This window comes from Novosphingobium sp. ERW19, assembly GCF_012641315.1.
Taxonomy (GTDB): Bacteria; Pseudomonadota; Alphaproteobacteria; order Sphingomonadales; family Sphingomonadaceae; genus Novosphingobium.
The window spans coordinates 51,890-69,752 of the sequence record NZ_JABAIC010000008.1 but is presented as its reverse complement, the minus strand read 5'-3'; the positions used below and the strand labels follow the sequence as shown (position 1 = coordinate 69,752).

The following is a 17,863-nucleotide window of genomic DNA, read 5'->3' as shown; positions in this document are numbered from 1 at the left end:
ACCCCGTCAGGGTCGTCCGACGGGGCAGAAGGCTCAGAAGCGTGCGCGCAAACCAACGCGGAACATACGGCCAATCTGGTCATAGAGCACTGGCTGTGTCGGCAGCGGGGTCGCGCCGGTCGGGAGCGGCGCATAGGGCGGCTGTTTGTCCAGCAAGTTCTGGACGTTCAGATAAAATTCCTGATCATGGTCCATGAACGGCACCTTCACGCTCAACTGCGCATCGACGTAGACCTGAGGTGAGACGTAGTTGAAATCGGTATCAACGCCCAGAGTACGGGTCTTGTCCCAAGTGAACGCTCCGATGTAGCGGGTCTGCACGAACGCAGCGAACGGCCCCTTGTCAAAGTTCACCGTCCCGGTCACCCGCCAGCGGGGTTGGCTTGTCGCCTGTCCTATCGACTGCGAGATGAGGTTGCCGACATCGTTCACCGGATTGGCGATGAGAGGTGAGAACACGATGTTCTTGTGAACATAGCTTCCTAGCAGGCGCATCGTCACCTTGCTGTCGCTTCCCAATCCTAGCCGCCAGCGCGCCTCAAAGTCGACACCGCTGGTTTCCTGCCGGGTAAGGTTGAATGGCGCGGTCAGGGTCTTGACGACGGCCTGCGTGGAGGGATCACGCGTGACAAACGAGCAAATCGACGAAGTCTGGTTGCTGAGGTTGCACTGCTCGACCGCCTGTGCACCGCCGATCGACCTGATCGCATCGTTGATCTTGATCGAATAGTAATCGACCGCAAGGTTGAGGTTGGACGTCGGTTCAAACACCGCTCCAAGTACAAGCGTATTCGCCTTTTCGGGATTGAGGGCGAGATTGCCGAAAGTCTGGTTCGGCACGGCCGTGTAGGTCTTTTGAGTGAGCGAATCGATGACCGTGATGTTGTTCTGGCGACCGGTTGCGTAAAGCTCCTCGAGGTTTGGCGCACGAATGTCGCGCGAACGCGTTCCGCGCAGGCGTAACCAGTCGGTAAGCTGCCAGCTGAACCCAGCCTTCCAGGTATCGACACCGCCGCTCGTCGAATAGTTTGTATGACGCGCCGCAAGATTGACATCAAAGCTGCGGCCGAGAGCCGAATCCTTGAAGATCGGCAGCTGCAGCTCGCCAAAGAATTCGTTGATGCTGTATGAACCCGCAAAGTTCTGCTGATTCACAAGGCGGTAGGCCCCGGCAATCGACAAGTCGTCTGCAACCGTCGTGGCCGATAGCTTGCGCCATTCATACCCGGCCGCAAACTGCACAGGTCCTGCAGGCAGCTCGAACAGCGAGCCAGAGACGGTCCCGTCGACCACATGCTGCGTCGTACGGGTATCGAAGACCGACGTTCCCATGACAAAGTCCAGAGCAGAAGCACTCGGACTTTCGAAACCGAAGGGGTTGAAGGCCACGCACCCTGCGGCGGCATCGCGCGTTGCCTGGTTGCCGCTCAGGGTGTCCGCGCAGACGACCTGGTTCCCGGACCGCACCGCGTTGACCGCACGGTTAAGGTTGGCCGTAAGGAGGTTGTTGTTCGTTTCTGAGTGGTTGTCGTTGCGACCGTACTGATAGGAAGCGTTCCAGTTCAGGCCCAGCAGTTCCGCCTTGAAGCCGAACAGGCCGCGCACCGTCTCGTTGTCATTGGTCGTGAGCGTTGCGCCACGTTCCAGGATGAGCCGGTTAAGGCGGAGATTGGTCACGCCGAGCGCTGTCATCCGGTTGACCAACGCTGGATCGGCAGCTGCCAGGAAGGGGTTGGCGCGCTGAATAGTGACCGTAGCCACCGTGGGGCTGTTTTCGAAGACTGACGTGGTCTTACCGTACGTCCCCTCGGCAATGAGGGTCACATTGTCGAGCACGTCCAGTTCCGAATGCATGAACAGCGCATCACGACGTAGTGGACGGATGATCTCTTGGCCGACCGACACCGAATAGCCGTCACCACCGTCTTGCGTACCAGAAGTCGCACGAATGGTCGTTGCATTGCGCCCATAGTCATAGGCGGTTGTGCCGCCGCCCTGCTCAAACTTCAGGCCACTGATGAGGTTATTGTTGGCGCTCGTCCCGCCTCCACCAACGACAACCAGGCCGCCAAGTGTGAACGGCGTACGCACGTCTTCGGCGCGAATGAAGTTCGCCGGGGCTGCGGGATCTCGGATTTGGTTTGCCGCCTTGCGCCGGAAATCACGGGCGTTTCCAGGCACACCCTTGTTATCGTAGTGTTCGCCGCTGGCGACCACCCGCAGTCTGCCATCCATGGCTTGGAAGCCACCGCTGAGCTGGAACTTGAACTCCTGATTATCGCCGCGCTGCGATACGCCATAATAGGTGTCGAGCTTCAGCCCCTTCAACTTCGTGTCGAGCACGAAGTTGGCCACGCCCGCAACTGCGTCCGAGCCGTAAGCTGCTGAGGCGCCGCCTGTGACCACATCGACGTGCGACACAAGGCCCTGCGGAACAAGGTTAGTATCAATGAGGCCGCTTGGCCCGGCAGGCACGAAGCGCATGCCATTGACGAGGACCAGCGTGCGCGCCGTGCCAAGGCCGCGCATGTTCAGGAAGTTCTGTCCGCCGTTGGCAGTACCACCACCTGCCGATGGACCACCAGTAGGGACGATAGCAGGCAGGATTTTGAGACCATCGGCAATAGTGGCTGGTGCCGAAGCGACCAGCTGATCCTGGCTCAGCGAAGTGACCGGCGTAGGCGCCTTAAAGGTCGAATTACCCTCGATGCGCGAACCTGTAACGATGATCTCGGCGTCACTAACTGGTGCTTGTTCTTCTGCCGAAACGGCCGCACTCGATGCTTCCTGCGCCGTGGCCACATTGGTCATGGCCGCGCAGGCGATAAGGCTAACTGACGCTTGCATTAAAGGATACAGTTTCATTCGTTCCTCCTCCCATTGTTTTCGGTGGTACCGGCCCGCCTGATGCGCGGGCCATGCTGGACTTCCATTTCAAGAAAAACCGGTCGCGATTGACCTGATCGAGATCGGCCATGAGGGCAGGCCCTACGTGGATCGCACGCTGGTTCACGCTGGCAGGCCAGTTCTCCATCGGCGGGACATCCGATCGCAACGGGATCATGTTATTGAGGCTGAGCAGACGCTGGCCTTCGCTCGACAGGATGAAATCGAGAAAACGCTGTGCCGCAGCAGGATTGGGGGCCAACCGCGTAATGAGCGCCACACGCGATCCGACAAGAACGTAGTCGTTGGGCACGATCACGCCAAAGTCCGGGTCTGCCTTTGCTCGCTGCAGAGCGTAGGAGCCGATGATGTTGTAAGCGAGCAGCAGATCGCCCGAACTGACGCGCTCGATCATTTCTTTGGTCGAGGTGAACAGCCTCGGGCCAGCGCGGCCGATGCCGCCGATCAGATCCCAGTTGTCCCTATCAACATGGAGGTCCTGACGGATGTACATGTAGCCGGTCGGACTGAGACCCGGATCGTACAGCCCTATCCGGTCACGAAAGCGCGAGGGCTGGGCATGTAGCAGGGCAGCGAGATCATCATGCCCGGCCGGCAGCCCAGCGCTAGCAAACGCCCGCTTGTTGTAACCGATTACGATAGGCTCGGAAGTGACGGCAAACGCTTCATTCTTCCACACCGCCCAGTTGGGCAACTGCGCCCTGTGTGGCGAGGAGTAAGGCTGCGCATAGCGGTCATTGACCAGCTTGATCTGGAGATCCATCGAAGAGGAGATGACCAGATCGGCACCGGCTTCGCTGCGATCAATCTCCTGACGCGTTCGATCGTACACTTCCCGCGCCGGAAGCGACTTGTAGATGACCCTGACAGCAGGATTCCGCCGCCTAAACTCCGCCAGCACCGAGGCGAACTGATCCTCGTCGGTAGAACTGTAGATTACAAGAGCGCCACTTGCCGGCGCTTCATCCTTGCTTGACAGCCAAACCATGACTGACAGCCCGGCGACAGAGACTGCCGCTAGGATAAGAATTACAGGAAGGAATGCACCCTTTGCCGGGCGCACCTTCACATTCATGATCCTCTCCACTCCACAAATCCTTTCCTGGCGATTAGACTTCTTGGCTTTCGTCAGCCTTTCACGATCGGAAACCTACGCACATGGCTCGCATCCTGCTTGTAGAGGACGACAGTTCGCTGGCGAGGGGGCTCGCATCACTCCTGCGCAACGAAGGCTATGCCGTCGATGTTGCGGTAACCGCCGAAGAGGCGTTGGAGATCGAGCCGGACGAGCCTTACCACCTCCTCATTCTCGACATTGGACTGCCGGGAATTGATGGTTTTGAGGCGTTGCGAAGACTTCGCTTGCGCGGTGGAACCGTGCCAGTTCTCATCCTCACGGCGCGCGACGAACGCGGCGATCGGATCAGGGGGCTTGATCTTGGTGCCGACGATTATCTCGGAAAGCCGTTCGACGAGCAGGAATTGCTTGCACATGTGCGTGCGCTGATCCGCCGTTCGCTGGGCCAAGCGTCCCCGGTCATAACGATCGGGGCCCTGACTTGCGACGCATCCTCCTGTTCCGCGATGATAAACGGATCGCCGGTAGATTTGCGGCGGCGTGAATGGGCCGTGCTCTACGCGCTCGCATCTCGTGCAGGCAAGGTCGTCGGCAAGGACCGGCTTGTTGCCGAAGTCTTCGGCTATGACGATCCGGTCGGGACCAACGCCGTCGAGGTCTACATTACGCGCTTGCGCAAGAAGCTCGGTCCTGCGGGGCCGGCCATCCGGGCATTAAGGGGCTTGGGCTACATGATGGACTTACAGTGAATGGTGCACTCCCGAAACTGGTCCATGGCCAACCGACAGCTGATCCTGCTTGCCTCTTCGCTTACCGTGCTCGCCCTCATGATCGTCCTTGGTGGCGGCTGGTACATTCAGGGATTCGCCGAGCGCACCTCTGACCGGGTCCTGCGCGCTTCAGTCAGCGCGATTGCAGAAACTGTGGCAATCGAAAATGAAAGGATCACACTTGAAGTGCCGCCGGGCGCATTCGGCATGCTGGAAGATGCCGCTCGTGACAATGTGTATTATACTGTCCATACGGGCGGACACACAGTCACCGGTTACCAAGATTTTCCCCGGTATGCGCCGGGCCGCACCGCCCCTGTGGATACCGAATTCAGGTACGACACCTACCTAGGACAGCGCGTGAGGGTCGCCACGCAGGCCCGATATCTCCCGCGTCATGCAGCGCCGGTCTATGTGGAAGTGGCCGAAACGCTCGACGAGCGTGAAGCTCTGACTCGGGCGATGCTGATGCGACTAATACTTGCGGCCGCCCTTTTGGTCATCATGGCGGCACTTCTAATCAAGCCTGCGATCCGCTGGGGTCTTCGGCCTCTTACCAGACTGCAGGAACAGATCGCACAGCGCAGCCCGCAACAACCCGCCGCCAAGCCCTTGGAAATGGAAGGCGTGCCAACAGAGCTGCGCGGACTGGTCAACACTTTCAACCTTCTGCTCGGAAGGCTCGACGCCTCGATTAAGCGGGTCCGCGACTTTACCGGTGATGCATCACACCAGATGCGCACCCCTCTCACAGCCCTCCGCACGCATCTCATGCTCGTGCGCCGCCTTGGCACGAACCATCCTGACGGTGCGTCAGCTCTGCAGGAGGTGGATCTGGCCGCGCGCCGCTTGCAGAAGTTACTCGGCCAGTTGCTGTCACTGGCTCGGTCTGATGACACGCAGCCTCTGCAGGCGATGGCGCACGAGGCCATCGATCTGGTGCAGACAGTCAAGGCTGTAACAACAGAGCATGCCCCCCGGGCAGTTGAGAAGGGCATCGACATCACGATGGAGGGCGCGCCTTACCTCCCTGTCGCTTGCGATCAGGTTGTCGTTTCTGAAGTTATCGGAAACATCGTTGACAACGCGATCCAATACATTCCGCCTGGCGGCAAAGTCATGGTGCGCTGCCTTCGCGCAGAGACCATGGCCATAGTGGAGGTCGAAGACGATGGCCCCGGCATCCCGAAAGACCAGCGGTCCTTGGTCTTCAACCGGTTCTACCGTCTGAGCCGGGACAAATCCTCTGACGGAAGCGGGCTTGGTCTCGCAATCGTGAAGTCACTCGCCAACTCTGTCGGCGCGATCGTCGAGCTTGCAGAGGGCTCTTCCGGCCGGGGACTCCTTGTGCGCGTTCGTTTCCCGCTCCTGCCCAAGGCATGAAAGGTTGGCGAAAGTGTAGTGAACTAGCAGTTTCGAAAGAACATTGGATAGGATGCCACAGAACCATGGCCAGAAATCTGCGTCGGTCGGCCGTGTTGCTGGCCGCAACATGTGCTATTTCAGCAGGCAATGCTGCAGCCCAGCCCGCACGGACCATGCCTGATCCGGCGACTTTCGACTACCGCGACCTTCAGAACGAACTGCGCAACAAGATGGATGGCACATACACGGTTGCCGTCACGGGCGATCTCCTTTTCCAGGAACCGGCCAGCAAGCGCATCAGCCCGGCGATCAAGGCGGTCCTCAAGGGTGCCGACACCACGATCGGCAACCTGGAAGTCTATCTGGTCGATCGCCAGACCTGGGCGGGATCGCACGGCTATCGCAACAACTGGGCACCCAAGGAACTTGCCGCCGACATTGCCGACCTCGGCTTTGATCTTGTCGCTCCCGGAGAGGCGGACGGCGGGCCGGACGAACAGATCGAGACAATGAAATTTCTCGATGCTGCGGGCATTAAGCGCCCGGGCTATGGCCCGAACCTGTCGATTGCCCGCCAGCCCGCGTTTCAGGAACTCCCCCAAGGCAGAGTGGCCATGGTGGCAGCATTTCCCTTCGGACCTGTCGGAACCGAGCCGATTGCCCAGAACAAGGTTGGTAACGACTACGGAGAGGAAGCTGGCCTCAATCCCTTGCGACTGACGCAATGGATGACAGTCACGCAGGAACAGTTCGACCAGCTTGTTGCGATACGTGATTCCATCATGGTGCGGCGCAACGAAGCCGACGTGGCGCGTCCGGGACCCTTGCCGAAAGACCGCCCTGGACGACTGAACCTTTTCGGCAAGAATTACATGGTGGCCGACAAGCCTGGCGAGTTTCGTTATGAGATGAACGAGACAGACCGTCAGTCACAGATCCTCGCCGTTCGCAATGCCAAGGAATATGCCGACTTCGTGGTCTTCACCACGCACATCCACGAAAACCGCTATGCGTTTCAGGCCTATTCACAGGACCATTATCCACCAGACTACGTGAAGACTCTGGCCAAAGAACTAATCGACAACGGTGCCGACATGTTTGTCGGCAGCGGCAACCATACGATGCAGGGGATCGAGATTTACAAGGGGCGGCCGATCTTCTACAATCCCGGCAACTTTGCGGTGCAGCGCTTTGGTTCAGACGATAGCCCACCGAATCCCGAGGGCCTCACCAACATCGAGCGCAACGAGCTAGGCGATGACTGGCTGCAGCAGTACATCAACCTTGTCGCCTACGTCGCTCAGGCAAAGTACGACAAGGGCAGGCTTGCGGAAATTCGTATCTATCCCGTGGACCTCGGCGTCGACCATGCAAAGGTCCCTTGGTCGCGCTCGAGCATTCCACAAACGCCCTCCCCCGAAATGGCAAATCGCATTTTGCAAGACGTGCAGAGGTTTTCGGCGCCATTCGGAACCAAAATCGAAATTTCGGGTGGGATCGGAATCATACGCATCCCGCAAGATGCCCATCAGCTAATTACCCCTTCCGTCAAGCGAAGAAGATAGGGCGCGTGGTCACCATTAAATCTTCGCATGCCTGAGCACGCCACGCGTCTCGGCATGGGCACACACTTCCGTAAGGATCAAATTGGCTGATCGTTTCTGCAATATCGTGCATGTCGACAGGCGCGGTCTGCTGCGAGGCCCAGTGATAGCCACAGCTTGGATGTGGTCTTGTCGAGCGAGGGTGCACTACCGCTGCCACTTCCAGTGCTCTCGTGACCACGCTCGTACCCGCATTCCCGGGGGTGTGAAGCACCCACCGCCTGTTGTATACGGAGTGACGGCTTGGGGGTCCGCGCGGCGCTGGGTGGCGAACTGGGCAAGGCGTTCGACGGCAAACGACTCTTCCTCCTGTCCGGACTCCTGATGATCGGCGTTGGTCTGTCGATGCTGCGCAAACGTCGCACGGCCGAGGCGTCCAATGTGCGGCTGACTCGCGACAGCGCCGCCACGCTGCTGCCGCGCCTAATTCCGACTGGGCTGCGGTCGGGCTTGCTGCCGGCTTATTCGGAATTGCGAGCGGATTTCTGATAATCCCTGAGCTTATCTTGGCAATTGCCATGCCGCTGCCGTTCGCCGCCGGAACATCGCTGGTTATCGTCAGTGCGCTCGGGCTGACTACCGCAACCTTCTATGCTATGTTAGAGCTGGTCGATCGGGACGTGACCGCGCTGCCGATCGCCGGCGGAGTTTTCGGCACGATCGGCAGTAGCGCGCCAGTCAAGGTTCTGGGCACGCACAAGGGTCTGCTCGAACGAGGCTTTGCAATTGTGGTGATCGTGATGGGCACCTATATCGCTGCGTCATCAATCTAGTCAGCATCGTTCCCCCAACCTAAGACTGGCGACTTGCAGCTTTCGTCCCCACCTGACATTCTGAATGCGCTGCGTAACGGCCTGAACTGGTTGGCTGCTGCCTTACCGTAGGCGTGAGTCCGCTGTCGCTGTGGAGCCGGCCAGCGGACCGGCAAATGCCGCCGCAAACTCGGTCATTCCGTTGTCGATTTCCTTTTATTGATTGCTGCCATTCGTTCATCGATAGTCGGGCCTGCCGATCCCCCACAGGCCCAATTGCCAAGAGTTTAAATCTCCGTTCGCTCTGACAGTGTTATTGCATCGTCCACGTCGACACCGAGATAGCGAACGGTGTTCTGAATGTTCGTGTGTCCGAGCAGGATCTGGACCGCCCTCAGATTTCCGGTCGATTTGTAAATCAAGGACGCTTTCGTTCGTCGAAGCGAATGTGTGCCATAGTCTCGCCTGTCGAGGCCGACCACCGACACCCATTCATCGACGAGCCGTGCGTATTGCCGCGTGCTAAGATGGCCGAGATAATCGATCCGACTTGGAAACACGAAATCGTTGAGTCGCCCGCCTCTTCGTTCAAGCCAGCGTTCTAGCGTAGCTCGCGTTTCAGTCATGATTTCAAACTGGACAGGTCGGCCCGTTTTTTGCTGGATCACGGTTGCACGGTTTCTGATGTGTCCGCCGCTTACAACGTCCCCAATGCGGAGCTTCACCAAATCGCAGCCCCTAAGCTTGCTGTCGATGGCGAGGTCGAACAACGCGCGGTCGCGAAGGCGTTTGTGCTCGTCGAGATAGAAGCGAATTGCCCAGATGTCTCGCCTGCGCAAAGGGCGTTTCGGGCCAACATTTTGCCCTGCATTCCAAGGCGGCCGATCATGCACGGCAGCATCAAGATCTGAATATCCCATGACGATTCTCCTGTAGGCCTGACGGCCTTGGAGACTTTGCCACGTAGCCTTCATCAACCACCATGGGTTCTGCGTCACAGGTGGTCAGCCGGGTGCGGCTTTGCTCGCAACCGGCTGAAAAAATGCCGGCAGTCGCGTACCTCGCTCTACACAACTCTCGTTCCTTGGGAGTTTCGACTGAGGGTGCAATCGACAGACAGTCGTCAAAAACGGTAAGTTGCGGCTGCTCCGAACATGCGCGGCTCGCTGGCTGAGACGCGATTGGCGGTGCTGCCGGGGAAGACCGTATTGTTGAGCCCCAGTGCCCCGCCCAGTGGCTGGTAGACCGACAGCGGGCGATAGTGCTTGTTTGCGAGGTTCCGTGCAAAGACCGAGAGGGTCCAGCGATCATCCGCGCCGCTCAGCGAGATGCGACCGCCCAGCAGGGCATAGGGCGCCGCCAGTGACTGTGGATTGTTGTCGTTCACCGTGCCGACGAACTGGCTGGAGATGAATGACATCGTGCCGTTGACGGCGAGGCGCATCCCGCTCTGGCCAAGGTCCGTGCCCCAGTCGACCGCGACATTGCCGGACCACTTCGGCGAGAAGGTGTTGGGCTTGCCGGTCAGGTCCTGGGTACCGGGCAGGCCAGGCAGGTTCGAAGCTGTCCTGAAATCGGTGAACTGGGAGTCGAGATAGGCGACCGAGCCGGTGACCGAGAAATCGCGGCTGGGCGCGATGGTCAGGTCCACTTCGACGCCCTGCTGGCGCAAGTTGCCGGCGTTGCGGACGATGAAGCTGACGCCATCGAACGCGCGGTCCTGGAAACCGCCGATGTCCATGCGGTAAAGCGTGACGTTGGCGCGGACCTTGCGATCCAGCCATGCCGACTTGATGCCGAGTTCGTAGTTCTTGACCGTCTCACGCGTGAACAGCCGCTTGGTCGAGACGAGGTTGCCGTTGCCGTCGACCACCGAGAGCGACGGCGTGCCGCCGCCCGAGTTGTAGCCCCCCGACTTGTAGCCGGTCGAGTGGTTGGCGAAGACGAGGATGTCGTCGCTGGGCTTGTAGTTGAGGCTGACGCGATAGGTGAAGCGGTTCTCCCTGATGCCGGGGAAGGTCAGCATCTCGGTAGCGCGCAGGGTCTGGGTGAAGGGGCTGGAGGCCTGGGCATAAGTGCCGCGCTTCCTGTCGGTGGTCCAGCGGCCGCCCAGCGTGAGGGTCAGCTGGTCGGACAGGTGCAGATTGCCCTGACCGTAGGCGGCGAAGCTCTTGACGTTCTGGAACACGTCCTGGTCGGTCGCTGCTACGCCGTTGTTCACGGCGTAGTAGTTGCCGCAAGCGGTGCGTGCAGGGCCAGCAGGGACGAGCACGCCGCAGAAGGCGGTGCCCAGGTTGAGTTGTTCGCCCAGCGCGAAGTCTTCCTCGAAGTAATAGACGCCTGCGACCATGTCGAACTTGCCGCCGAGCCATTCCTTCTCGGGCGAGATGAACTGCAACTCGTGGTTCTGGCTCTTCGAATCGAACAGGCTGCGGCGCGAGGCGAGGCTGACCGGGAAGTAGACGATGTCGCCATCGAGCTGGTCGTTGGTCCAGACGCGGTAGCTGTTGATCAGCTTCAATGTGCTGCCGCCCGCGAGTTCGAGCGAGGCAGTGCTCGAGATGCCCCAGTTCTCATCGATCAGGCCCGTCGCCATCGACTGGTTCATCACGCGGTCGTTGAGGTTGGTGTCCGGCCCGCCGTTGAATGCGGCCTTGATGAAGGCAAGGCGTGCGGCGCTGACCGAGTTGGGATCGAAATCGAAGTTGGCGACGCCATCGCCATCGAGGCGGGTGTAATCGCCGCGCAGGATCCATTCGACGTTGCCGAGATCGGCCTTGAGCGTGCCGCGGAACGACACGTCGTCCGAACCGCCGTAATGCTTGCCATCGAGCTTGTTGATCCAAGGGCCCTTGAACCACTGGCCCATGCCGGCGACGCGCAGGGCGACGTTCTCGGTCAGCGGCAGGTTGAGGTTGCCGGAAATCTTGTAGCGGTCGAACGAGCCGATCTCGCCGCTGACTTCGCCGCTGAACTCGCCCTTGGGCAGAGCGCTGCGCAGCGAGAGCGCGCCGACGCTGGCATTGCGGCCGAACAGGGTGCCTTGCGGCCCGCGCAGGACTTCGACGCCCTCGATATCGAGGAACGCGCCGAGCACCGAACCCGAGCGCGGCACGTAGACGCCGTCGACGAACACCGCGACGCTGGGTTCGATCAGGGTGTTTGCGAGCGAGCCGACCCCACGGATGCCGATGCGGGTCGAACCGGTGTTGGACGAGCGGACCGTCTGGAAGTTGGTCGCCACCTTGCCGAGATCGAGCACGGTCACGACGTTCTGCTTGTCGAGGCTGGCGCCGCTGAAGGCTGCAATCGAGATCGGCACGCTCTGGACGCTTTCGGCGCGCTTCTGCGCGGTCACGATGATCTCGCCGTTGGCGGGTGCTTCGCTGGCGGTGTCACTTGCGCTGTCCTGCGCGTGGGCGATGGTCGTGCCCGCAGCAAGGATGGCAAGCGCGCTGGCGCAAAGGCGCAGGTGTCCGGTGGTCATTTCAGTATCCTCCCCAATTTCCCGTTGTTGCCACCCTGATACCCGGGAGACCCGCGCGTTATTTCACAATAGATGACAGCGATTTTGCATTTCGTGTCACACGAGGTGGAGATGCAGGATCGCGAGGACCATCGCTGCCAGCAGCGCCGTCTCGATCAGCATCAGCACGACGGGCTTGAGCCCGACTTTCACGATATCGCCCAGCTGCGTCTTCATGCCGATCGCCGAGAGCGAGGTGACGAGGCACCAGCGCGAAAGATCGTTGGCACCGTCGGTGACGGCCTCGGGCATCGCGACCACGCTGTTCAGGACGACGAGACCGATGAAAGCCGCGACGAACCATGGCAGCAGGGGCGGGCGGGTTGTGCCTTCGGTCGCCTGACGCCGGGTGATCTGCCCGGCGACGAGGATCACCGGGAGGAGCATGGCCACGCGCAGCAGCTTGACGATGGTCGCAGTGTCCCCGGCTTCGGGCGAGATCGCGTAACCGGCGCCGACGACCTGCGCGACGTCATGGATCGTCGCGCCGATGAACACGCCGGCCTGCCGGTTGTCGAGCCCGACCGCGTGGGCAATCACCGGATAGGCAATCATGGCGAGCGTCGACAGGGCCGAGACGCCGATGACCGTGAACAGCGTCGCCTGCTCCTTGCGCTCATGGGCGGGGAGCGAGGCGGATATTGCGAGCGCGGCCGATGCACCGCAGATCGCCGTCGCGCCGCCCGAGAGGAAGCCGAACAGGGGGTTGAAGCCCATGAGTCTGGCGAGCAGGATCGAGGCGAGGATCGTCACTGCGACTAGCAGCAACACCATGACAACCGGTCCCCAGCCGAGCGCCGTGACTTGCGCCCAGCCGATGCGCATGCCGAGCAGTGCGACCCCGGTGCGCAGCAGCGCCTTTGAAGCGAACTCGATGCCAAGGCGCGTGCGTTCGCCTTCCATCAGGAAGTTGAACGCCATGCCCAGCAGCAGCGCGTAGAGCATGACCGGAGCGGTGTAGTGTTCCGACAGGAAGGTAGCCGCTGCGGCGATGACGAGCGCGACTCCGAGCCCCGGCGCGAGCGCCCGGGCACGGCTGGTCAGGGTCTGCATGGGTCAGGTATCCTTGGCGGTGGCCAGATCGGCAAGATAGCTGCGGCGCATGGCCGCAAAGACGAGCGCGGCCGCGATGCAGGGCAGCGGCAGCAGGCGGAAGGCTCCGACCAACCCCACGGCGTCGGCGATGCGACCGGTCAGGATCGGTCCCGGCGCCAACCCGACGAGGTTGTTGGCGAGCGTCAACGTGGCAAAGGCCGAGCCGTGGATGGCAAGCGGAGTCAGGTTCGCGACCATCGCTCCGGCGGGGCCGGTGGTTCCGGCGACCAGGAACATGGCAAGGCCAATCAGGACAAGTTGTGCAAGGCCGGGTGGCAGTGCCATGGCGAGTGCGAGGCACGCAGCCGTGCCGATGCTGTAGGTCATGGCGAGGGTGATCTTGCGCTCGGGCCGCTGCTGCGCGAGACGGTCGCTGATCACTCCGCACAGGATCATCCCCGCGCCACACGCCAGCAGCAGCAGCGCGGCCACTTGCCCGGCACGGTCGACTGCATAGCCGTAGTTGCGATTGAGGAAGCTGGGCAGCCAGGCAGGAAGTGAACCTGCGGCAAACATCTGCAGGCCGCTTCCGAGGTAGGCGAGGCGGACCGAGCGGCTGCGGACAAGCGCACGCAAAGGGGCGGACCTGGCAGGTCCATCGCAGCTGTCCTGATCGGTTGTCTGCCGGGTCATCGCCCGGATACGGCGCTCGCTCACCAGCAACGGATAGAGCAGACCCAGCACCAGACCGGCAATGCCGATAGCCATGAAAGCGCTGCGCCAGCCGTGGCTTGCCGCAATCGTGCCGCCGACGGCCACGCCGAGCACCTGCCCGAACAATCCGCCCGCCATGAATGCAGCGGCAAGCGTCGCGCGCAGACGTTGCGGGAACACGCTGATCACCACCGCGATGCCGACGCTGCCATAAGCGGCCTCGCCAAGACCGACGAGAGCGCGGCCCACCAGCATTTCGCCAAACCCGCTCGCCACGGCACAGAGCAGGGTGGCAAGGCTCCACAGCACCGCCATGAGGGCAAGGCTGCGAACGCGGCCCCAGCGATCGGCAGCGAGCGAGAGCGGAAAGGTCAGCAGGCCGACCATGACCGCAACGACGCCCGAAAGCAGGCCGAGTTGTCCGTCGCTCAGGCTCCATTCGGCCTTGAGCAGTGGGAATACGGCGTTGAGCACCTGTCGTGCCATGTAGTCCGAGATAAGCAGGCCGAAGCTCAGCGCGAAGACGATCCAGCTGTAGGCGCTGGCGCTTGCAGGGCCTTCCTGCCCGTTCTCGATGCTGATCGGCCCTGCCATTTTTCGCTCCCCGATCCGTCGCTTAGCCCGCCGCGACCTTGATGATCAACGGCAGGGCCTCGTCCCACGGCCCATAGCCCGCAGGGGGATTGAGATGCCCGACTTCGCCCGCATCGTGCAGCCGCGCGCCCCAGCTGTGCGCCAGTTCCGCCACGCGGTCGAAAGGCCCCAGCGGATCGTTGTTGCTGGCCACGACGATTGCCGGAAATGGCAGGCGTTCCCGGGCGATCGGGCACCAGCCCTTGGCCGTCAGGTCCTCCAGCGAGGGATAGCCCGGTGGCAGGGGATTCTCGACATCGGCAGGCGTCGCCAGCAGCGCGCCGCGCACTGCGCGCGTCGGATTGCGTGCCCATGCCGCCACCATCAGGCACCCGGCGCTGTGGGCGGCAATCACCACTTCGCCCTCGATCGCGTTGAGCGCGGCATCCAAAGCGGCAACGCGCGCGGCAAGGCTCAGGCGGTCTTCGGTCAGCGGTTCGACCGTGACCGAGCCCGGAATGGCCCGTGCCGCGTGCGTCTGCCAGTGGTCCTCCACGTGATCGCGCAGGCCCGGAACGAAGAGGACCGTCGCCGTCATGCGACTTCGCGGATAGGGACGGCGAGTTGGCCACGTTCGCGATTGGGCGCCATGCCGAGACGGGCGAGCGTTTCCTCGGTCGAGTTGTACTGCGTGCCGATCTTGTAGATGGCGCGCGCCTCATCGCCGTTGGCCACTTCGCGGCCGAGTTCGCGGCTGATGCGGACAAGCTGTTCGATCTGCGCGACTGAACCCATCTTGTTGCCGTGTGGATCGTATATGGTGTCCTCGATGCCGCAGCGGGCATGCATGCCGAGCGCGATGGCGATGGTGTTGATTGGCAGGACGTTACCCATTACGCTTTCGAGCGTCACCGTCGAGCCATCGGGCGCGCGGCGGATGAATTCCATGAAGTTTGCCGGGTTCGGCCCGTCGAAGCCGCCGCCGATGCCGACCCACGTGAGATTGAGCGGGCCCTTGTAATGGCCGCGGCGGATCAGGCGCTCGACCGTTTCCATATCGGGCATGCAGGTCAGCTGGAAGTGGGGCTGGATGCCGGCGCCGGTGAGGCGGCGCAGGTGCTCTTCCACCCACTGCGGACCTGCGGGCACGACCATCTCGCGATAGGCGTGGTAGAGCGCCGGATTGGCGATGGAGGTCTGCGCGTATTCCTCCTCGTGCATCAGGTCCATGATGTTCATCTGCGTCGTATTGACGGCGATCGTGACCTGCTCGGGAGCGGGCGTCAGTTCGGCGAGCATGTGGCGCACTTCGTCCGAGAGCCACTTGGCCTCGGCGCCTTCTTCCTCGCTTTCGGGCGCGAAGGAGATCGAGCCGCCGACCTGGATGATCATCTCGGGCACGGCGTTGCGGATCTTGCCAATCATCTCGTTGAACATCGACAGGCGCTTCGAACCGTGGCCGTCAGGCTCGCGGCAGTGCAGGTGGAGCACGGTGGCACCGGCATTGTAGCAATCGACCGCCTTCTGGACCTGCTCGTCCATCGTCACCGGAATGTCCTCGAGGAAGTCCTCGGGCGCCCATTCCGGGCCATAGGGCGCCACGGTGATGACCAGCTTTTCCTGATTGCGGGGGAGCAGGGAGTCGTCGAGGAACTGCATCGGATCTCTCCTTGGAATTCTTGTCGTTGATGGGTGTTCAGAAAGGGCGGTCGCCGATGATCCCGGCGCGTTCCATGCGCCGCACGGTGGGCGCATAGTCCATGACCGCGTAGTGCTGGGTCGAACGGTTGTCCCAGATCGCGACGGAGTTGGGCTGCCAGCGCCAACGCACCTGGTATTCGGGGATCGAAGCGCGGCCGATCAGATACTGCAGCAGGTTGGCGGCACCGGGGGCATAGTCCTGCCCGTAGCGCACGTTCTGTGCCGTGTGGTAATTGGTGAAGTGGGTGGTGAAACCGTTGACGAACAGCACCTTCTCGCCCGTCTCGGGATGGGTACGGACCACCGGGTGTTCGGCATCGGGGAAGCGCGCCTTCAGGTCGTGACGCTCTGCCTCGGTCATGCGCGCGCCGAAGGAAGCCTCGATCGAATGGCGCGCCTTGAGCGGGGCGATGGTCTGCTTCACGTTGGCGGGCAGATCGTCATAGGCCCTAGCCATGTTCGCCCACATCGTGTCGCCGCCTACCGGAGGGCAGGCAATGCAGCGCAGCACGCAGCCCAGGGGCGGGGCTTCGCGCCAGGTCGCGTCGCAGTGCCAGGCGTTCTCATAGAAGTCAGGCGGCGAGTTCTCGTCCTTGTATATCCTGACCAGACCGGGGTGGTCGGGATCGCTCCCGGCCACCGGGTGGTCCTCGAGCGACCCGAAGCGTTCGGCAAAGGCGACGTGGGTGGCGCGGTCGAAATCCTGATCGCGCAGGAACAGCACCTTGTGTTCGAGCAGCGCCACGCGGATCACGCGGAACAGGGCGTCGTCGTGAACCGCGTCGGCCAGGTTCACGCCGACCAGTTCCGCGCCGATATGGGTGGTAAGCTTATCGATCCGCACGGAATTTCTCCTCAGACCACGAAGATCGACGAGCCGATGGTGCGCCCGGCTTCGAGGTCGCGATGCGCCTCGACGCAATCGGCAAGGCCATAGCTCTGACCTATCTCGACCTTGATCCGCCCTGCGGCGAGGTGGCCGAACCAAAGCGATGCCAGTTCGGCACGCTCGGCGGGATCGGCGTAATAATCGGCAAAGGCAGGGCGGGTGAAGTAGACCGAGCCCTGCAGCATCAGCTGGAAGGCATCGATCGGCGGAAATGGGCCGGAAGCGGTGCCGCAGCCGACGAGCACGCCGCGCCGCTTCAAGGACTTGAGCGAGCCTTCGAACGTGTCCTTGCCGACGCTGTCGAACACGGTGCTCACGCCCTGGCCGCCGGTCAGGTCCCTGACCCGCGCGGCCACGTCCTCGCGACGGTAGAAGATGATCTCGTCGCAGCCCATGGCGCGCGCCTTTTCGGCCTTCTCCTCGCTCGAGACGGTGCCGATCACCCGCAAGCCGAGCAGCTTGGCAAGCTGGACCGCAAGCAAGCCGACTCCGCCCGCCGCAGCGTGCAACAGGATCGTATCGCCCGCTTTGATCGAGGGGTTGGCCTTGACCAGCCAGTAGGTCGCCGAAAGGCCGCGCATGGTCGAGGCAGCGGCCTGCTCGAAGGTGATCGTGTCGGGCAGCCTGAACAGAGGCGCTGCCGGCATCACCCGTTCGGTGCTGTAGGCGCCCAGCGGGCTGCCGTTGTAGGCCACCCGATCACCGACAGCGAAGCCGGTTACGCCAGCGCCGAGAGCGACGATGGTGCCGGCGCCTTCGACGCCGATGCCGCAGGGCGGCTGCACCGGATAGTACCCCGAGCGAAAGTAGGTATCGGCAAAGTTGCACCCGACCGCCGCGTGGCGGATGCGTACTTCGCCCGGACCGGGTTCGCCGACATGGACGTCCTCAAGCTTGAGAACCTCGGGCCCACCGGTTTCGTAAAAGCGGACAGCCTTGGCCATCGCAG

At 61.9% G+C, this 17,863-nt stretch carries 15 protein-coding genes; 5 read left to right on the top strand and 10 right to left on the bottom strand.

Features of this window, described 5'->3' with window-relative positions:
- Positions 1 to 33 precede the first annotated feature (33 nt).
- Together HGI46_RS15480 and HGI46_RS15475 are read right to left on the bottom strand one after the other, a co-directional pair.
- Positions 34 to 2,865, bottom strand: a complete 2,832-nt coding sequence (locus HGI46_RS15480; RefSeq protein WP_168904998.1) for a TonB-dependent receptor — start codon at positions 2,863 to 2,865, stop codon at positions 34 to 36.
- Positions 2,831 to 3,994, bottom strand: coding sequence for an ABC transporter substrate-binding protein (locus HGI46_RS15475; RefSeq protein WP_206065766.1), 1,164 nt, complete (start codon positions 3,992 to 3,994; stop codon positions 2,831 to 2,833). The genes HGI46_RS15480 and HGI46_RS15475 overlap by 35 nt, the downstream gene beginning before the upstream one ends.
- A gap of 71 nt (positions 3,995 to 4,065) precedes the next feature.
- On the opposite strand from HGI46_RS15475, the gene HGI46_RS15470 reads away from it, so the two are divergent.
- The 5 genes from HGI46_RS15470 to HGI46_RS22140 all read left to right on the top strand — a co-directional run bounded on the left by HGI46_RS15470 (position 4,066) and on the right by HGI46_RS22140 (position 8,497).
- Positions 4,066 to 4,734 (top strand): response regulator transcription factor, encoded by a 669-nt coding sequence (locus tag HGI46_RS15470; protein WP_168904996.1) that lies wholly within the window; start codon positions 4,066 to 4,068, stop codon positions 4,732 to 4,734.
- A gap of 24 nt (positions 4,735 to 4,758) precedes the next feature.
- Positions 4,759 to 6,138 carry a sensor histidine kinase gene (locus tag HGI46_RS15465; RefSeq protein WP_168904995.1) on the top strand — a complete coding sequence of 460 codons (1,380 nt, stop codon included), beginning with the start codon at positions 4,759 to 4,761 and terminating at the stop codon, positions 6,136 to 6,138.
- Between the two features lie 65 nt (positions 6,139 to 6,203).
- Positions 6,204 to 7,685: a CapA family protein gene (locus HGI46_RS15460; RefSeq protein WP_168904994.1), complete on the top strand. Its 1,482-nt coding sequence runs from the start codon at positions 6,204 to 6,206 to the stop codon at positions 7,683 to 7,685.
- Positions 7,686 to 7,967: 282 nt separating this feature from the next.
- Positions 7,968 to 8,213 carry a hypothetical protein gene (locus HGI46_RS22145; RefSeq protein WP_240946812.1) on the top strand — a complete coding sequence of 82 codons (246 nt, stop codon included), beginning with the start codon at positions 7,968 to 7,970 and terminating at the stop codon, positions 8,211 to 8,213.
- The gene (locus tag HGI46_RS22140) at positions 8,195 to 8,497 is read left to right on the top strand and encodes a hypothetical protein (RefSeq protein ID WP_346766756.1); all 303 of its coding nucleotides are present in this window, start codon (positions 8,195 to 8,197) and stop codon (positions 8,495 to 8,497) included. Before HGI46_RS22145 ends, HGI46_RS22140 begins: the two co-directional genes overlap by 19 nt.
- A gap of 266 nt (positions 8,498 to 8,763) precedes the next feature.
- Here HGI46_RS22140 and HGI46_RS15450 read toward each other — a convergent pair whose 3' ends face one another.
- The 8 genes from HGI46_RS15450 to HGI46_RS15415 all read right to left on the bottom strand — a co-directional run bounded on the left by HGI46_RS15450 (position 8,764) and on the right by HGI46_RS15415 (position 17,858).
- Positions 8,764 to 9,396 (bottom strand): tyrosine-type recombinase/integrase, encoded by a 633-nt coding sequence (locus HGI46_RS15450; protein ID WP_168904993.1) that lies wholly within the window; start codon positions 9,394 to 9,396, stop codon positions 8,764 to 8,766.
- Positions 9,397 to 9,599: 203 nt separating this feature from the next.
- Entirely contained in the window at positions 9,600 to 11,963 is a 2,364-nt protein-coding gene (locus HGI46_RS15445; protein WP_168904992.1) for a TonB-dependent receptor, read from the bottom strand.
- A gap of 96 nt (positions 11,964 to 12,059) precedes the next feature.
- Positions 12,060 to 13,055 (bottom strand): putative sulfate exporter family transporter, encoded by a 996-nt coding sequence (locus HGI46_RS15440; protein WP_168904991.1) that lies wholly within the window; start codon positions 13,053 to 13,055, stop codon positions 12,060 to 12,062.
- 3 nt (positions 13,056 to 13,058) lie between these two features.
- Positions 13,059 to 14,345 (bottom strand): MFS transporter, encoded by a 1,287-nt coding sequence (locus HGI46_RS15435; protein WP_168904990.1) that lies wholly within the window; start codon positions 14,343 to 14,345, stop codon positions 13,059 to 13,061.
- A gap of 22 nt (positions 14,346 to 14,367) precedes the next feature.
- Entirely contained in the window at positions 14,368 to 14,922 is a 555-nt protein-coding gene (locus tag HGI46_RS15430) for an alpha/beta hydrolase (RefSeq protein ID WP_168904989.1), read from the bottom strand.
- Positions 14,919 to 15,983 (bottom strand): 3-keto-5-aminohexanoate cleavage protein, encoded by a 1,065-nt coding sequence (locus tag HGI46_RS15425; protein WP_168904988.1) that lies wholly within the window; start codon positions 15,981 to 15,983, stop codon positions 14,919 to 14,921. The genes HGI46_RS15430 and HGI46_RS15425 overlap by 4 nt, the downstream gene beginning before the upstream one ends.
- 37 nt (positions 15,984 to 16,020) lie before the next feature.
- A complete protein-coding gene (locus HGI46_RS15420; protein WP_168904987.1) occupies positions 16,021 to 16,869 on the bottom strand; it encodes a TauD/TfdA family dioxygenase in 849 nt (282 codons plus the stop codon).
- An 11-nt stretch (positions 16,870 to 16,880) separates the two neighbouring features.
- Positions 16,881 to 17,858: a quinone oxidoreductase gene (locus HGI46_RS15415; protein ID WP_168904986.1), complete on the bottom strand. Its 978-nt coding sequence runs from the start codon at positions 17,856 to 17,858 to the stop codon at positions 16,881 to 16,883.
- Between the last annotated feature and the right edge of the window lie 5 nt (positions 17,859 to 17,863).